At 60.0% G+C, this 17263-nt stretch carries 10 protein-coding genes, 3 tRNA genes, 3 rRNA genes and 1 pseudogene; 11 read left to right on the forward strand and 6 right to left on the reverse strand.

The features are described 5' to 3' along the window. Positions 1 to 14 precede the first annotated feature (14 nt). Complete coding sequence (locus ACVPT3_RS01745; protein ID WP_492042508.1) at positions 15 to 1016, reverse strand: LacI family DNA-binding transcriptional regulator; 1002 nt, start codon at positions 1014 to 1016, stop codon at positions 15 to 17. Between the two features lie 89 nt (positions 1017 to 1105). Beyond that, the gene (locus ACVPT3_RS01750) at positions 1106 to 3508 is read right to left on the reverse strand and encodes a TonB-dependent receptor (RefSeq protein ID WP_492042509.1); all 2403 of its coding nucleotides are present in this window, start codon (positions 3506 to 3508) and stop codon (positions 1106 to 1108) included. A gap of 1074 nt (positions 3509 to 4582) precedes the next feature. Between ACVPT3_RS01750 and ACVPT3_RS01755 the strand changes: the two genes are divergently transcribed. The 6 genes from ACVPT3_RS01755 to ACVPT3_RS01780 all read left to right on the forward strand — a co-directional run bounded on the left by ACVPT3_RS01755 (position 4583) and on the right by ACVPT3_RS01780 (position 9813). Continuing rightward, positions 4583 to 6043: ribosomal RNA gene (locus tag ACVPT3_RS01755) — 16S ribosomal RNA — on the forward strand. 179 nt (positions 6044 to 6222) lie between these two features. Beyond that, positions 6223 to 6299: transfer RNA gene (locus ACVPT3_RS01760), tRNA-Ile, on the forward strand. A gap of 88 nt (positions 6300 to 6387) precedes the next feature. Continuing rightward, positions 6388 to 6463: transfer RNA gene (locus tag ACVPT3_RS01765), tRNA-Ala, on the forward strand. A 200-nt stretch (positions 6464 to 6663) separates the two neighbouring features. Further along, positions 6664 to 9444 (forward strand): 23S ribosomal RNA (locus ACVPT3_RS01770). An 87-nt stretch (positions 9445 to 9531) separates the two neighbouring features. Next, positions 9532 to 9646: ribosomal RNA gene (gene rrf, locus ACVPT3_RS01775) — 5S ribosomal RNA — on the forward strand. The 16S, 23S and 5S rRNA genes sit together here with 3 tRNA genes alongside, the layout of an rRNA operon. A 90-nt stretch (positions 9647 to 9736) precedes the next feature. After that, a tRNA-Met gene (locus tag ACVPT3_RS01780) sits at positions 9737 to 9813 on the forward strand. On the opposite strand, the gene ACVPT3_RS01785 is transcribed toward ACVPT3_RS01780, so the two are convergent. The 3 genes from ACVPT3_RS01785 to ACVPT3_RS01795 all read right to left on the reverse strand — a co-directional run bounded on the left by ACVPT3_RS01785 (position 9770) and on the right by ACVPT3_RS01795 (position 12401). Further along, on the reverse strand, positions 9770 to 11398 hold the full coding sequence (locus ACVPT3_RS01785; RefSeq protein WP_492043773.1) for a recombinase family protein: 1629 nt from the start codon (positions 11396 to 11398) through the stop codon (positions 9770 to 9772). The two genes, ACVPT3_RS01780 and ACVPT3_RS01785, sit on opposite strands and share 44 nt — an antisense overlap. Before the next feature lie 363 nt (positions 11399 to 11761). After that, positions 11762 to 12043: a hypothetical protein gene (locus tag ACVPT3_RS01790; protein ID WP_492042510.1), complete on the reverse strand. Its 282-nt coding sequence runs from the start codon at positions 12041 to 12043 to the stop codon at positions 11762 to 11764. Between the two features lie 139 nt (positions 12044 to 12182). Further along, positions 12183 to 12401 (reverse strand): helix-turn-helix domain-containing protein, encoded by a 219-nt coding sequence (locus ACVPT3_RS01795; RefSeq protein WP_492042511.1) that lies wholly within the window; start codon positions 12399 to 12401, stop codon positions 12183 to 12185. Positions 12402 to 12483: 82 nt separating this feature from the next. Between ACVPT3_RS01795 and ACVPT3_RS01800 the strand changes: the two genes are divergently transcribed. From ACVPT3_RS01800 to ACVPT3_RS01810, 3 genes and pseudogenes are all read left to right on the forward strand, one after another. After that, positions 12484 to 13299, forward strand: coding sequence for a hypothetical protein (locus ACVPT3_RS01800; protein WP_492042512.1), 816 nt, complete (start codon positions 12484 to 12486; stop codon positions 13297 to 13299). 78 nt (positions 13300 to 13377) lie between these two features. Beyond that, the gene (locus ACVPT3_RS01805) at positions 13378 to 13536 is read left to right on the forward strand and encodes a hypothetical protein (protein ID WP_492042513.1); all 159 of its coding nucleotides are present in this window, start codon (positions 13378 to 13380) and stop codon (positions 13534 to 13536) included. A gap of 364 nt (positions 13537 to 13900) precedes the next feature. Continuing rightward, positions 13901 to 14038: pseudogene (locus ACVPT3_RS01810) on the forward strand (transposase); the annotation flags it as partial. 1126 nt (positions 14039 to 15164) lie between these two features. Here the strand turns inward: ACVPT3_RS01810 and ACVPT3_RS01815 are convergent. Continuing rightward, a complete protein-coding gene (locus ACVPT3_RS01815; RefSeq protein WP_492042514.1) occupies positions 15165 to 15527 on the reverse strand; it encodes a winged helix-turn-helix transcriptional regulator in 363 nt (120 codons plus the stop codon). Positions 15528 to 15629: 102 nt separating this feature from the next. Here ACVPT3_RS01815 and ACVPT3_RS01820 point away from each other — a divergent pair, with 102 nt between their 5' ends. Continuing rightward, a complete protein-coding gene (locus tag ACVPT3_RS01820; protein ID WP_492042515.1) occupies positions 15630 to 16451 on the forward strand; it encodes an SDR family oxidoreductase in 822 nt (273 codons plus the stop codon). A gap of 82 nt (positions 16452 to 16533) precedes the next feature. Beyond that, positions 16534 to 16944 carry an ester cyclase gene (locus tag ACVPT3_RS01825; protein WP_492042516.1) on the forward strand — a complete coding sequence of 137 codons (411 nt, stop codon included), beginning with the start codon at positions 16534 to 16536 and terminating at the stop codon, positions 16942 to 16944. Positions 16945 to 17263: the final 319 nt, after the last annotated feature.

A 17263-nucleotide genomic window follows, 5' to 3' on the forward strand; every position in this document is an offset into this window, starting at 1 on the left:
GGCTGGGGCGCAGCCTATCGCGGCGGGCGGACCGACGCCCGTTCTATGAGGGAAACGTCGAAGACCGTCCTGCGCCGGGCGCCCGGGCCTTCGACGATCCGCTGGATCAAGGTGTCGATGGCCGAGACCGCCATGGCCTCGATCGGCATGTCGATGGTGGTCAGGGGCGGGCTGTTCAGCGCGGCCCAGGGAATGTCGTCGAAGCCGACGACCGAGACGTCGTCGGGCACGGACAGGTCCAGGGCCTGCAGGCGGCGGATGGCGCCTATGGCGATCATGTCCGAACCGGCGATCACCGCCGTGACCTGGCGCCTTTCCAGGGCGTCCAGGGCCGGCGGGTCCAGGTCCAGCGAAAAGGCGTTCTCGACCTGCCAGGCGAGGCGGGCCTTCTGCTGGATGACCTGGACGGCGCCCTCGGTCCTGTCGCGCGCGCTGGAGGCGGCGTGGGGGCCCGAGATGACGCCGATGTCGACATGGCCGGCCGCGATCAGATGCTCGGCCGCCAGTCGTCCCCCCAGCGCATAGTCCGCCAGGACCACGTCGTGGTCGGGCAGGTTGCGATCCAGCACCACGATCGGGATACGGTCCATTTCCGGCGCCGGGCGGCGACCCCTGGGATCGGTGTCGTCGATGGGGAACCACAGAAGACCGTCGATTCCCTGGTCGATCAGGAAGCGGATGGCCGTCCGCTCCTCCTCCAGGGCTCCGCTCGTGTCGGCCAGAAGCACATTGTAGCCCTGGCGGCGGGCGGTTTGCAGCACGGCCTGGGCCAGGCTGGGGAAGAAGGGGTTGGTCAGGTCGGGCAGGACCAGGCCAAGGGCGCCGGTGCGGCCGGTCTTCATCGCCTTGGCGCTGGCGTTGGGCCGATAGCCGAGCCCGGCGGCGACCTGCAGGATATGGGCGCGGGTCGCCTCGCCCACGGAGCCGGATCCGTTGATCGCATAGGAGGCGCTGGCCAGGGACACGCCCGCCGCCCGGGCGACGTCCTTCAGGGTCGGGCGGCGTGTGGTGTCCATTCCGGGTGAAAGACCTTGGTTGAAGCCATGAAGCGACCGAACCGCCCCGCCGCCCTCAGTGGGCAGCGGGGCGTATCAGGTCAAGCGGATCAGAAACGGGCGCGCAGCGACACGGTGACCGTGCGGGGCGCGCCGACGAAATAGCGATCCAGGGTGCGCACGTTCGGCCCGGACGAGAGGCCGAACTCCGGCTGGGTCGCCGTCGAACTGCTGACGGCGGCCAGATAGGTCTCGTCCAGCAGATTGTCGATGTTGAGCTGCAGCCGGGTCTCCGGCAGGCCGGCGCGTTCCAGATCATAGCGGGCGGTCAGCCCCACCACTGTATAGGCGTCCAGGGTCTCGACCCCGACTTCCCGGAAGGTGGTCGGGGCGATGATATGGCCCCCGACTCGCTCGCCGACATGACGGGCGCTCAATTCCAGCCGCAGGGCCCTCGTCGGCGACCAGCCGGCCTGGGCGAACAGGGAGTGGCGCGGGATGTCGCGCACCCGGGCGCCGCCGATAATCCCGAGGGAGGCCAGGGTGGCGCGGTCGGCGCTGCCGACGGCGGGGTCGTCGTGGGTCGCGTCCTGCCAGGCGTAGGCCGCGTAGAGGTCGAAGGCCCCCAGGTCCTGGAACCCCGTCACCTCCACGCCGCGCGAGGTCTGGCCCAGGGTGTTGGCCGCGCGGGTGGCGACATTGCCGCGCACGATCTCGTCCGGGTCCAGGGTCGCGGCGGGATCCCGGGGAACGACGCCGACGCCGTTCTCCAGATCGACGTCATAGGCCTGGATCGAGAAGGCCCGGTCGGGGGAGACATAGCGCAGGCCCAGGTCCAGGTTGCGGGTCTGGATCGGCGCCAGATCGTCGGGATTGATCACCGCCGTCGAACCCAGGAAGGCGTCTTCGGGAATGCCCGAGAAGTTGCGTGCATAGCCGCCGAATACTTCCCATTCGGGCGTCAGCCGCCAGGTCGCGCCCAGCTTGGGATTGACGTCCGACGCCTGCGAGAAGGCGAGGTTGGCCTGGTACTCCAGCGGCGACTTCGCGTCATAGCGGACATCATACCAGGTGACGCCCAGGGCAAGCTTCAGCCGGTCGTCGAACAGATGGACCTCGTCCTGGGCGTACAGCATGACCGTCTCGACCTCCGCCGTGCGCTCGTATTCGACGTAGTTCAGCTGGTTGCGGTCATAGGCGACGCCGCGGACCGGATCGGTGATGCGGTAGAAGTTCCGCCTTTCGCTTGAATCCCCGCCTTCATACCAGGCGCCGACGCGCAGGTCGTGACCCGGGACCAGGTCCCGGATCTTCAGTTCCGAGGTCAGGCCATAGCGTTCGCGATCGCGCGGGGTCACCCGCATGTCGGCCGGTCCGCCCACGGCGTTGCTGTCGCGCGTGGTGATCAGGGCGGGGCGGATCGCCCCGCCGTTGGCGTTATAGCCGGTCACGGCGCGCGGGTCGGCGCCGGTCAGCCGCCGGGCGCGGTCCTGGTAACGGAAGGATTCGCCGTCCAGGGTCTGGTAATAGGGATTGAGGCTGAGCGTGATCCTGTCGCTCAGGACGAACCGGCCGTTGACATAGGCCAGAAGATCCTTGCGCACGCCGCCCAGGGCGCCGCCGAAATTGACGTCCTTCGCGGGAACGCCGCTGACGGCGTCGGTCGCCTGGTCGCTGTGCGGATCAGCCTCGAACTCGCCCTTGGTGACGATGTTGAAGTCGTTGTCGGTCTGGTCATTGTAGGACACACGCCCCTGGATCGACGAGCCGTTGTCGAACAGTTTGCGCAGCTTGACCTCATAGTGGTCCCGGACGCTGGAGCGGCTGTTTCGCCCCGCCCAGATGTCATTCTCCTGATGCGAGGCCGAGACGTAGCCAGTGAGGCCGGGCGCCAGCTCGCCGAAATCCGCGCGGGCGTAAAGACGGACGAAATCGAATGAGCCCAGGCCGGCTTCGACTGTCAGACCCGGATCACGGGTTGGGCTGTCGGTCACGAAATCGATGAAACCGCCCAGGGCGAACCGCGAGGGGGCGCCGATATCGGCGGCGCTCTGCGAGACGATGATCCGGCCGATATTGCTGGCCTCGATGAAGCGGGTGGGCGGAGACCCGCCATTGAAGCGTGCGTCGCCGGTCGGCACGCCGTCGATCGTCAGGCCGATCTGCTCCTTGTTCAGGCCCCGCATGTAGAGCTCGAACGAGAAGCTGCCGCCTCGCGCGTCGCCGGTCGAGACCTGGACGCCGGGAACCTTGACCAGACTCTGCATGATATCTGCGCCCAGCGGGCGGTCCCCGATATCCTCGGCGCCCAGAACGAAGGTCGCCCGCGTCAGGCCCGAGCCGAACCGCTCGGCGGTGACGACGATCTCCTCGAGGGCGCCGGATTCCGTATCGGCCTGCCGGGCCCTGATGGTTTGGACGCCAGCGGCTTGGGCCCCCGCGGCTTGTGCCCCTGCGGCTTGGCCCAGGGCCATCAGAAGGGCGCTTGAGGCGAGCCAGATGGACTTTGTCATGATGTGATCCCCGTTTCCTCGTCAGGTCCCTCCTGAGAAGATGAAACGTTTCATATTCTTCATCCGTGACATTTGAACTTCTGCTGGATGACATTTTCTAGGCTGTCACTGCTTAATCTGCCGCAACAGCTCCCGCGCGCGCGCGGCCTTCTCGCCGACCGGGGCGTCTTCAGCGCCTCAAAAAGTGAAACGTTTCATCACATAAGGCCCGTTTTCGCGATCTCGTGGCGTACGGCGACGGCTCCGTGCGCCTGAGTCTTAAGGCTGCGCGGACGGATGAGGGGCGTGCGCGCAGGCGCTCGCGCGGGGGCGGTCCTAGGGGGGGGCTTCGTGAAGGGGTCTATGATCGGCCCTATAAAGGGAATGTGGGTCTGCGTCGGGGAGAGCGCACGTTTGGCGACGGCCTGTGAAGCGGCGGGCCCTGCCAGAGAGCTTTCCTTCGGACGGGCGTCGGGGTCCTACCCTGATCGGGGTTCGCTGAAGTTTTTCGTAAAAGTTTCAGAATCTGGTTGCGGCCTAAAAGCCTCCCCCGTATAGGACCGCCTCGCTCGGAAACGGGCCGGCCCTGAGGGCTTCGGAGCTTTGGTTTCGGGGTTTTTGAGGGGAAGAAAGAGTTGAGAAACTTCTTGCTTTCCTGGGTTGGTTTCAATAGGTTCCGCGCTCCAATCGAATCGCCGAACGGTTAAGAGGAAGGCCTCTGCGTTTTCCTCCGGTGATTTTTTGTGGTTTTGAGGGTTCGCTCTCGGGTCTGCAAAATCTCTGAAAAGAGCGGTTGACACGAGGTTCGCGGTTCTCTAAATCGCCGCCTCCGCCGACGACGAGGCGCTAAACAAGTCGGGCCGCTGATGCGGTTTAGGTCTTTGACATTGTTGATATGGAAAGAGAAACGCAGGCGGCGGTGTTCTAGCGATGACCCTAGAGGTCATCATACGACACTGACTATCTGCGGTCTTTTTGAAAAGATACCATGCGTCGGTCTTCGGATCGATGACGTGGGAACTCGTCAATAAAATACGTAGAACTAATGCCAAGGCGCACTTCGGTGTGTCTTCAAGCTTAGGTCAGAAGTCAACTCAACCTGAGAGTTTGATCCTGGCTCAGAGCGAACGCTGGCGGCAGGCCTAACACATGCAAGTCGAACGAACTCTTCGGAGTTAGTGGCGGACGGGTGAGTAACACGTGGGAACGTGCCTTTAGGTTCGGAATAACTCAGGGAAACTTGTGCTAATACCGAATGTGCCCTTCGGGGGAAAGATTTATCGCCTTTAGAGCGGCCCGCGTCTGATTAGCTAGTTGGTGAGGTAAAGGCTCACCAAGGCGACGATCAGTAGCTGGTCTGAGAGGATGATCAGCCACATTGGGACTGAGACACGGCCCAAACTCCTACGGGAGGCAGCAGTGGGGAATCTTGCGCAATGGGCGAAAGCCTGACGCAGCCATGCCGCGTGAATGATGAAGGTCTTAGGATTGTAAAATTCTTTCAGTAGGGACGATAATGACGGTACCTACAGAAGAAGCCCCGGCTAACTTCGTGCCAGCAGCCGCGGTAATACGAAGGGGGCTAGCGTTGCTCGGAATTACTGGGCGTAAAGGGAGCGTAGGCGGACATTTAAGTCAGGGGTGAAATCCCGGGGCTCAACCTCGGAATTGCCTTTGATACTGGGTGTCTTGAGTGTGAGAGAGGTATGTGGAACTCCGAGTGTAGAGGTGAAATTCGTAGATATTCGGAAGAACACCAGTGGCGAAGGCGACATACTGGCTCATTACTGACGCTGAGGCTCGAAAGCGTGGGGAGCAAACAGGATTAGATACCCTGGTAGTCCACGCCGTAAACGATGATTGCTAGTTGTCGGGATGCATGCATTTCGGTGACGCAGCTAACGCATTAAGCAATCCGCCTGGGGAGTACGGTCGCAAGATTAAAACTCAAAGGAATTGACGGGGGCCCGCACAAGCGGTGGAGCATGTGGTTTAATTCGAAGCAACGCGCAGAACCTTACCACCTTTTGACATGCCTGGACCGCCAGAGAGATCTGGCTTTCCCTTCGGGGACTAGGACACAGGTGCTGCATGGCTGTCGTCAGCTCGTGTCGTGAGATGTTGGGTTAAGTCCCGCAACGAGCGCAACCCTCGCCATTAGTTGCCATCATTTAGTTGGGAACTCTAATGGGACTGCCGGTGCTAAGCCGGAGGAAGGTGGGGATGACGTCAAGTCCTCATGGCCCTTACAGGGTGGGCTACACACGTGCTACAATGGCGACTACAGAGGGTTAATCCTTAAAAGTCGTCTCAGTTCGGATTGTCCTCTGCAACTCGAGGGCATGAAGTTGGAATCGCTAGTAATCGCGGATCAGCATGCCGCGGTGAATACGTTCCCGGGCCTTGTACACACCGCCCGTCACACCATGGGAGTTGGTTCTACCCGAAGGCGCTGCGCTGACCGCAAGGGGGCAGGCGACCACGGTAGGGTCAGCGACTGGGGTGAAGTCGTAACAAGGTAGCCGTAGGGGAACCTGCGGCTGGATCACCTCCTTTCTAAGGATGCTTCTCCAGGCCGTCTCTCACGAGGCTGTCTATTGAGGCTCCAATAAACTGCGGGACGCCGCCGTCTCCGTTTCTCTTTCCACTTTCGTCATCGACGCATCGACCATACGGGTTGATGTATTGGTGACGCGATCGCGAGCCTGGGCCTTTAGCCCGGCTGTCGCTGCCATAGGCCCGTAGCTCAGGTGGTTAGAGCGTACGCCTGATAAGCGTAAGGTCGGCAGTTCGAGTCTGCCCGGGCCTACCAGCTCATGCTGGTTGCTGGGGTTGGCCTCCAGCCCACAGGCAGTATCGTATGACAGCTCTCCTGGGCTTTGCACCGTTCCTGTTGGAATGGGGCCATAGCTCAGTTGGTAGAGCGCCTGCTTTGCAAGCAGGATGTCGTCGGTTCGACTCCGTCTGGCTCCACCAGGACCTTGTGATCGCATTCGAGTTTGCCGTTGGCCGTAAGGCTGGCGTGCATTGAAATCGTGAAGGAAGAACGTGACCGGCTCCCCTGAGCTTGTAGGTCTTGTTCGAGAAGAAGACATTGTCTGACAAAAATCAGGCTTGGTCCCCCGGCAACTTTCCAGTCGGGCGGAATAAACCAAGCATGAGTTTTGCTGAGAAACGATCAAACGTTGAAGGGCTTCTGACGGATGCCTTGGCGTAGAGAGGCGATGAAGGACGTGGCAAGCTGCGATAAGAACCGGGGAGGCGCTAGCACCCTTTGATCCGGTTATTTCCGAATGGGGAAACCCACCTTTACAGTCTTCCAACTCTGTTTCTTCGGGAACAGCGATTGGCGGATTGTTTAAAGGTATAATGAGCTGAATACATAGGCTTCATTAAGCGAACCCGGGGAACTGAAACATCTCAGTACCCGGAGGAAAGGACATCAACCGAGACTCCCGTAGTAGTGGCGAGCGAACCGGGACCAGGCCAGTGCTCTTGTGAAATAAAGACGAACGATCTGGAAAGGTCGGCCATAGTGGGTGAAAGCCCCGTAGTCATCAAATAGCAAGAGACTCGAGTAGGGCGGGACACGTGAAATCCTGTCTGAACATGGGGGGACCACCCTCCAAGCCTAAGTACTCCTCTACGACCGATAGTGAACAAGTACCGTGAGGGAAAGGTGAAAAGCACCCCGACAAGGGGAGTGAAACAGATCCTGAAATCGGAAGCCTACAAGCAGTCGGAGCCCCCAAGCGGGGTGACGGCGTACCTTTTGTATAATGGGTCAGCGACTTCATGTGTCGAGCAAGCTTAAGCCGTTAGGTGTAGGCGCAGCGAAAGCGAGTCTGAATAGGGCGCTAAGTTCGACGTATGACGACCCGAAACCAGGTGATCTATCCATGAGCAGGTTGAAGGTTGGGTAACACCAACTGGAGGACCGAACCCGTGAATGTTGAAAAATTCTGGGATGACTTGTGGATAGGGGTGAAAGGCCAATCAAACCTGGACATAGCTGGTTCTCCGCGAAATCTATTTAGGTAGAGCGTCCGACGAATTCCTTGGGGGGTAGAGCACTGGATGGTTGCGGGCTGCGCGAGCGGTACCAATACTAACCAAACTCCGAATACCCAAGAGAACTATCGGGCAGACACACGGCGGGTGCTAACGTCCGTCGTGAAAAGGGAAACAACCCTAACCATCATCTAAGGCCCCCAAGTCACGGCTAAGTGGGAAACGATGTGGGATTGCTTTGACAATCAGGAGGTTGGCTTAGAAGCAGCCATCCTTTAAAGAAAGCGTAACAGCTCACTGATCAAGCGATCCTGCGCGGAAAATGTAACGGGGCTCAAGCCGTGCGCCGAAGATATGGGTTTGCAGTTTACTGCAAGCGGTAGCGGAGCGTTCCGTAGGCCGGTGAAGGTCAGGCGTGAGCCTGGCTGGAGGTATCGGAAGTGAGAATGCTGACATGAGTAACGATAAGAGTGTGAGAGACACTCTCGCCGAAAGACCAAGGGTTCCTGCGTAAAGCTAATCTGCGCAGGGTTAGTCGGCCCCTAAGGCGAGGCTGAAAAGCGTAGTCGATGGGAAGCAGGTAAATATTCCTGCACCAGCTGGAAGTGACGGATGGCTTAACTCGTACCCACTTATTGGATTGTGTGTGCGGGGGCGTTGTCCCAGGAAATAACTCCAGCAGAGACCGTACCCGAAACCGACACAGGTGGTCAGGTAGAGCATACCAAGGCGTTTGAGAGAACTGTGCTGAAGGAACTCGGCAAATTGCACGCGTAACTTCGGAATAAGCGTGACTCACCCTGGGCAACCAGGACTGAGTGGCACAAGCCAGGGGGTAGCGACTGTTTAGCAAAAACACAGGGCTCTGCGAAGCAGCAATGCGACGTATAGGGTCTGACGCCTGCCCGGTGCCTGAAGGTTAAAGGGAGTTGTGAAAGCGACGAACTGAAGCCCAGGTAAACGGCGGCCGTAACTATAACGGTCCTAAGGTAGCGAAATTCCTTGTCGGGTAAGTTCCGACCTGCACGAATGGCGTAACGACTTCCCCACTGTCTCCAGCACAGGCTCAGTGAAATTGAATTCCCCGTGAAGATGCGGGGTTCCCGCGGTCAGACGGAAAGACCCTATGAACCTTTACTATAGCTTCGCCTTGGCGTTAGCGACCGTATGTGTAGGATAGGTGGGAGACTATGAAACCGGGGCGCCAGCTCTGGTGGAGTCGTCCTTGAAATACCACCCTTACTGTCGTTGACGTCTAACCGAGGGCCGTTATCCGGTCCCGGGACATGGCGTGGTGGGTAGTTTGACTGGGGCGGTCGCCTCCTAAAGTGTAACGGAGGCGCGCGATGGTGAGCTCAGAGCGGTCGGAAATCGCTCGTCGAGTGCAATGGCATAAGCTCGCCTGACTGCGAGACTGACAAGTCGAGCAGAGACGAAAGTCGGCCATAGTGATCCGGTGGTCCCGAGTGGAAGGGCCATCGCTCAACGGATAAAAGGTACTCTAGGGATAACAGGCTGATTTTGCCCAAGAGTCCATATCGACGGCAAAGTTTGGCACCTCGATGTCGGCTCATCACATCCTGGGGCTGGAGCAGGTCCCAAGGGTATGGCTGTTCGCCATTTAAAGTGGTACGTGAGCTGGGTTCAGAACGTCGTGAGACAGTTTGGTCCCTATCTGCCGTGGGTGTTCGAAGCTTGAGAGGATCTGTCCCTAGTACGAGAGGACCGGGATGGACATACCTCTGGTGTACCTGTCATGGCGCCAGCTGTGCAGCAGGGTAGCTAAGTATGGAATAGATAACCGCTGAAAGCATCTAAGCGGGAAACTAACCTCAAAACAAGGCTTCGCTGAGGATCGTGGAAGACTACCACGTTGATAGGCCAGGTGTGGAAGTGGGGCGACCCATGAAGCTTACTGGTACTAATAATCCGATCGGTTTGATCGTTTCTCAGCAAAACTCATTCGATGATTGCTCCTTGACCGAAGCAATCTCAGACAATGTCTTCTCATCATCCGCTGTCCGCCTTGTTGACCTGGTGGCTATGTCGGAGGTTCCCCACCCGATCCCATTCCGAACTCGGTCGTTAAGCCCTCCAGAGCCAATGGTACTTCGTCTCAAGGCGCGGGAGAGTAGGTCGCCGCCGGGTCTACAAGGCGGACAGCCGATGATGAAAACCAAATCACCGCAATCAGCGGTCTTCTCGAACCGTTCTTCCTCACGAAAAACTACCGTTTGCCGCGGGATGGAGCAGCCCGGTAGCTCGTCAGGCTCATAACCTGAAGGTCGTAGGTTCAAATCCTACTCCCGCACCCAACTTCATAGTATTTTCGCCGTCCTGGTTCACCAGGGCGGCGATTTTGCCTTGTACCGTCAACGCAAACTTGCCCCGCTCTTCCAGCGGCGTGACCACCACGGTCTCGATCAACTTGCGAACGAGATCCTTCGCTTCCACAGCCGCCTCGCTATCGCTACGTTCCAATGCGCGCTCCAACGAGCCCACGATGGCTCTGTAGTGGTTCGCGACATTGGGGTGGAGCGTGACGACAGAGGGCTCCGGCGATATTGCGAGCCTGGATTCAAGTTCGGCGCGCCGCGTCTCAAGCGTATCCAGCCTATCCTTGATCGCCATGCCGCTCAGTATGCCGTCCGCCACTTGGTCTACCAGGCGCGAGGCGCGCCGTTTGACCTCAGCGAGTTCATTCTCGATTTTTGACCGCCCAAGCTCCAGCTCTCGTCGCTCTTTCTCGGCAGCAGTCCGGGCTTCCTGAACGGCGATCGCGATCCGCTCCGGCGAGAGAAGTCGATTTTTGATCGCGGCCAGGACACGCGCCTCGATCTCGGCGCTCTTTATGCCACGGCCGTTCGTGCAAACCAGTTTCCCCCGTTCACGGCGCCATGAGCACATGAAGCGTTGGTCGCCCCCACTCCGGATCATCGGGCCACCACAGACCCCGCAGGTCAATTTGCCGCTCAACAAGTGTCGTGGTCGCACAGCGCCGCGAGGGGAGGCCGCACGAGGCGACAGCTTGTTTTCCTCATAGCGATCACGAACCTTGGACCATAGGTCCTCGGAGATGATGCGAAGATGGGGCACTTCGGTGCGCAGGATTTCTTGGGGATCTCCCGTGCGAGCTTGACGCTTGCCTGTACGCCTATCCTTCACCCATGTCTGGCGGCCAAAAACCAAGACGCCACGGTAGAACTCATTGTGGATCACGCCATTGCCGCGCTCGGCATTGCCGTTGATGGTCGAAGCGTTCCAACTGCCGCCTCGCGGGCTGGGCACCCCGCGCGTGTTGAGGTCGCTTACAATAGCTCGAGGCGACTGGCCGGCGGCATATCGCCGAAAAATCTCTCTGACGACGTCCGCCTCGCCAGGTTCAATATCCCGCAGGCCCCGTATCGGCTCACCTGCGGCGTCCAGCTCCCGACGAATCCGGTAGCCGTAAACCTGTCCGCCGGTGTGGCGACCGGAGCGGACAACGCCCTGGAGGCCCCGGCGTGTCTTTCTTCTAGTTTCATCGAGTTGGAGTGCATTCATCGTGCCCATGAGGCCGATGTGCATCTTGCCGACGTCCCCTTCCGAGATCGTGCGAAGACCGACGCCCCTAAAAAGCAGGTCCTCGTAGATCGCGGATAGGTCCGACAGTCGACGCGATAACCGATCCAGCGCCTCGCAGATCACTAAATCGAACGTTCCCGCGCTCATCTCACGCAAGAGCGATTGAAGGCCGGGTCGGTTGACTGCGGAATCTCCGGAGAGTTCCGCGTCGTGGAAGGTCGCCACCACCTCGGCGCCGGTTTTGGCTGCGAAAGCGCTACAGGCCGCAAACTGATCCGCGATCGATTTGACGTTCTGAAGGTCGGTCGAATAGCGGGCGTATAGGACTGCGCGCATCAACAATCAGGCTCCAGGCAAATGGGAAAGGTCGTCAAGGTGCATAATTGAGCGCCATGCGCGCAAGCACACGTGATCTTTTCCCGCAAAAGTGGACGGGGTTAAGCCGCTCTGCGTTCGGCCTCAGCGGGGCTGATATAGCCTAGTGACGAGTGCAGGCGACTGGGTTGTAGAAGCCTTCGATGTATCCGAACAGGTCCCGCCGCGCCTGGCCGCCGAAGCGCCGGACATTGCGGCGTCGTGGAGATGGTCGTGACCGAGAGATCATGTCGTCTGGCGAAGGAGCCGTAGGTGGCGAACTGGTCCTCAATGGAGGTGACTTCTGGAGGTCCGTCGAATAGCGAGCGTAAAGTGCGGTGCGCATCAGCAATCAGACTCCTGAAGGTGATGGGAGCCGTCAAGTTGCAGATCGATCGCCACTCGAGCAATGGCGCGGGCCAAATCGTCGAGAAGAGCGAGCGCGGCGATCGCCCGATCATGGGGTGACAAGGCATCGTCGATAGTCAAGGCGTTCGCCCGGTCGAGGACGGCCATCGCCGCCATAGAAGTTGAAGACTGCTGGTCGGCTGGACCCGAAGCGTCGGCCAACTGCTTGGCCTGCGGGTCGGCGCCGATCCGCGGTTTGCGCTGGGGTGAACTCATCATGGGCCTCATAAGAAAACATGTTCGGCGCGCGCGCGCGAACGATTGAACTATGAGGGGAGAGGGGCGCAGCCATGTTCGCTGGAGGTTGTTGCCAACCGGTTAAAGGGTGATGATCTGCCCTGACGAAGCGAGCGCGTTGCTAGGCGTCTCCGAAAAAATCCGCTGGGGATATCGAGAGCGCCCTGCTCAAGGCGAAAAGCGCCTTTACGCCCACGTTCCGCTCGCCGCGCTCGATGCCGCCGATGTAGTTACGGTGGAGGCCGGAACGCTCCGCTAGCTCTTCCTGGCTAAAGGCGCGCGATATCCTTAGTTGCCGGATGCGTCGGCCAAGCCATTCTAGGTCCGGGTCGCGTGCCACACCTTCGCGCTTGCGCCGACGTCGCGCCCCGATCTACACACTATCAGTGTTATTGAGCGGCTTTTCTAGTTCCGGAGCGCGGATGTTTGATTTTTTGGAATTCACCCTCGGGGCCCGGTCGTCTCTGGCTGCTGAAGATGTGGCCGGCGCGATAGGCGTCGTCAGCATCGAAGTTCTGGCGCGCGCGGAAGATCAGCTAGGCATGCCCAGCGATCTGCGCGCCGTCCTTCGGTCGATGATGCGCATATGGTCACGGCAAGTGGCTTCGGCGGCCAATCCTGACCAACGGCGGATTGTCACGAGCCTTGCCGCAGTATGCCGCGAGACGGGCCTCTGCAAGCGAGAGGCAGATGAGCGCCTGGAAGCGTTGCAGGCGTTCCTGCCGATCCAGCGGGAGAACGGCGGTTCCAGCATCAGCATTGACCTGTCGGTCCTTCTGCCTCGGCACGACCCCGTGCTCACCCAACTGGTTACCGCAGAATGGGCGCGTCGGCATGTCGAAGCGCACCGCGCAGCATGCCACGCGATGCAGGTGGAGATCGAAGACGCTGTCGATGTCTCTAGCGAAGACGGCGAGTTCAATGCTTTCACGTCCGATTTGGGCCGCGATCTAGCCGAATGGAAGGACGCGCATGGCGGTTTCCTGCTGGGCCGGGCTCCCGATCTTTCGCGCGATCTCGCCGCCTGCTTTGCAGCCTATTGGGCGATGCGACCGCTCCATGAGAGGGCGCTCATGCTGACCAGCGGCGGTGCCGGTGAAATAGATGCTGACCGTTTCTGCCGCCGGATGCGCCCGCACAGACTTCAGGGGCTGGCGCTGCAGGCCTTGCTCTTGGAAGGCGAAGCTAAGGAACTGGCAGATATCGTCGATGCCAGTCGCAAGCTGAAGGTGCACTGACCGAGGCCGCCAGCGTTGCTCTTGGTCGACCGGCCATTCTTCCCATATCCGTAAGTGCCCGCAGCAAAGGACGAATGTATGGAAAACCTGGGACTGAGTTTTCTGGCGATGTTGGCGATGAGCGCGATCGCATACGTCGCCGTTTCTCTCGCGGCCAAAGTGGTCGGAGATTGGGTCGCCAAGCTGATGCCTCGACGGATCGAGGAGATCGAGAGACGCCGAAGAACGCTCCGCTGAAGTTCGTTCAACGCGGGCGGCCTTGGCGCACCGGCGGCTGATGTTCCCCAACCGGGGAACGATCATTACACGCCTTGGATGATCTCATGGAGGGAGAGGAACTGATCGGCGGCGTTTTGGGGCCGCTTCCACCTCGACGGCCGAGGCCGAAAAGGCCAGAAGATAACCATGCGACTTCGGCGCCCGCCTTGTTGAGACGAGCATAATTCCCGTCGATGGACCGCTCCTTCGCCGAGGCGCCGGTGACGGCCGTCACGAAACAAATCTGGTGGCAGAGCTGGCGTTGTACTCAACCGTCCTCGCCGCTGAGATACTGCTAGATGACGTACATGATCGGAGATGCTGATGCTGATCGCATTGGCACGATCACCGGCTGATCCTGGATGGAGTCTTCTGGATCGCCCGGACAGGGACGGCCTGGCGTGACCTGCACAGCCATTTCGGCGAGTGGAACTCGGTCTACCGGCAGTTCCGGCGCTGGACGCTGACGGGGCTCTCAGAACAAAACGATTCAACGACGCCGGCGCCCATGACCGCCTCCGGGTTCGGCCGACGCTTCGTCCCGAAGCGGATCGCTCCCGCGATCCTGCCGAGTCCCAGCGGGCACAGACGGGCGGGTCAACACCTGCGGCCCGGCCGCCGCCCAAAGGGCGCGACGCACGTGATTGGAGATGCTGAGGCCGATCGCATTGATACGAGCCTCCAGGGTTCGTTTCGCTCGGGCTTCGGATGGGCTGTCGCGGGATCGAGGTGGAGACGCGCACCGACTCCAATTCCGCCACTGGTAGCGTACTGTACGCTACCGTTAAGCCATTGAAGAAAATAGGAAAATTGGCGTCGAAGCGACGGTAGCGTAAAGTACGCTACTTCCCGCCGTTTTTTTCTACTGCCTATTCAGTCACTTAACCCCTCGCAGCTGTGCGTAAGGTGTGCACGTCATTCCGCTCGAATGACGCTCCTCGAGTGGCCCCCTCAGGGGTGTTGCGGACAGCCCGATTGGACTGAAATCGAATGATGGGCTTCCCGACCCTCTAGGCGTCTCGCGGAGCGATAGCGCCCCTCAAGCAGACCACCCCGTCAGTGCGGCTCCGCGCACCTCCGACCACCCCTGGACGAGCCCTTGGCGGACAGGAAGCAGGACCCAACATACGCCAGCTCATCGTTGCATGCTCGTCGGCTGGGATCACCAAGGCCTCGAGTGAGTCGTAAATCCGTTCGAGAGTCGCCAGTCGTCGTGGAGACCCTGCAGGTCCGCCAGCGCCTCCGTGAAGTTGAGAGCATCGAGGAGCCGGCGCTGCTCCAGATGGAATCGCCTTGCCAACTGGGGGCCGATCAGACGGCCCGCTTCCCACGGCACTTGGGTTGGATGAACAGGTGAGACTGGCGCATGGCCAACCTCCATTGAGGTCGCCTCTCTGTCCGTTCCCCATTCTGCGCTCTCAGCATCTCTTCAGCGCCATGAGCGGACCCTAGTTTGCGACCGGAAACGCGACATTGATTCTGACTGCCAGCACCGGAATGTTTGATGCGGGGCACCGTGTCGGCACCCAGCTTTTCCGCATACTGATGGGGCCAAGCGGCGCCATCGTCACCGTGTCTGCCCTCCTTATCGGGATGGCGGGCGATGCTCATGCCAGCGGCTCGGCCTCGCTCAACAGGCGAGTGACTTCGGCCATATTCTCCGTTCCCCAGTCGCAGAGCGGTACAAGGGCCTGCGCCAAGCTGCGACCAAGGGGGGTCAGCGCGTAGTCGACGCGCGGCGGGATCTCCTTGTAATCCGTACGAAGGACAACCCCGTCTTTCTCAAGTTCTTTCAGATGCTGAATGAGCATCTTGTCGCTGACGCCGCGAGCGGCGCGCCTCAACTCACTGTAGCGTTTGGGGCCGGGAAGCAGGAAGTAGACAAGCAAAGGCTTCCACTTGCCAGCGACGATGCGAAGTGCGGCGTCGAGACCGCAGGTTAAATCGAATTTGGACGCGCGAGACCTCATCAATCGACCTTACCAAAAGGTGCATACTAGTCAAAACGTTTAACGACACCTAGCTCCTTTGCGGCGGGCGCGTGACGCCCTGCGGTTCAAGGAACGACAATCATGCCCAAGACAATCCTCATCACCGGCGCCTCGAGCGGTCTTGGCCGTGCAACGGCCAAGCTTTTCCAGCGAGAAGGCTGGAATGTCGTAGCGACCATGCGCAACACTGCCGATGGTGCTGACCTCAGCGCGATGGAACGCCTGTTGGTGACACGGCTCGATGTCGAAGATGACATCTCTATCCGGTCCGCCATCGCTGCGGGGATCGTGGAGTTCGGCCAGCTTGATGTGGTTGTGAACAACGCAGGCTTCGGAGCATTCGGTCCGCTGGAGGCGGCATCGATCGAGACGCTTCGTCGTCAGTTCGAGGTGAATGTCTTCGGCGTGCTGCGAACGATGCAAGCCATTCTGCCCCACTTCCGGGAACGGCAGGCCGGGATCATCGTCAACGTCAGTTCGACCAGCGGGCGCATCACGCTTCCGTTCGGTACCCTCTATCATGCCTCGAAATATGCCGTCGAAGGCGCGACCGAGGCACTGCAATATGAACTCGCTCCACTCGGAATTACGGTGAAGCTGATCGAACCTGGCGCGATCAGAACCGATTTTGCCGGTCGATCGATGGTGTTCAGCAACGATCCCGAGCTCACGGACTACCAGCCGCTGATCGAGGCGGCGATGGGGACCTACGGCAAGATGATGGGCGAGGGGTCAGAACCCGAACAGATCGCCCAATCTATCCTGGAGGCGGCCACGGACGATACGGCGAGGCTGCGCTACGTGGCCGGCGCAGACGCCGCGACGATGCTGAAGGAACGCGCGGCGACAGACGACCCGTCGTTCTTTGCAAGCATCAGGGCGCAGTTCGGGCTGCAGGTCTGAGACCGACGCCGTCGTGCGTCTTTCACGCCGGATTGAACCCTCGGCGCCGCCCTTCGGCGCCGTTCATTAGAAGAAGAAACCGATGGTCCAAGACCTTAGTGATTTCTATCGGCGCTACGTCGCGGCGGCGAACGCACGCGACTTCGCGACAATCGCTAACCTCGTCCATGACGAGGTCACTGTGAACGGAGTGGCTTGCAAGCGAGAAGACGTCCTCAATTCACTGGCGGCATTTATTGAGATAATGCCGGACTTCACGTGGGAAATCGAAGACCTCATCGTTGCAGACGATCGGATAGCCGCAAGATTGCGCGACACCGGTACGCCCGCGACGGAGTGGTTGGGCGTACCGGCCACGGGCGCCGCGATAGAGATCATGGAATTTGCGAGCTACCGCGTCACTGAAAGCGGATTCATTGAAATGTGGTTCCTAATGGACAAAGCGTCTGCGGTGCAACAGCTTCAGAAGCCCCTCCTTGATGGGCTCAGTTAATCGCCTCACCGAGAGAAACGGTATTGGCTCAGCTCATTTTACTCGGGGAACTGGTCAGCCTTTTCGCCGCCTTGGCGGATAAGGCCTGCCTACCCAATTTGATCCTAGCCCTGACGCTCCAGAACGCTTTGGTGTCGGAGGTGCGTTGTTGACGGAATGACGGGTACCCCAAAGATGGAACTGGCTATCTGGTACCAACTGTTCGTCAGAGCCCAGTTCCACCCCCGGCAACCGCGTCGGCACCAAGCGGACCCTCTCAACGTCTCACAAGAGTCAGGAGCCGACCTCTGTGTCCAGCCCGCGATCAGGTCTCCTTCTG

It is taken from the genome of Brevundimonas sp. FV1ps31S (assembly GCF_058681265.1).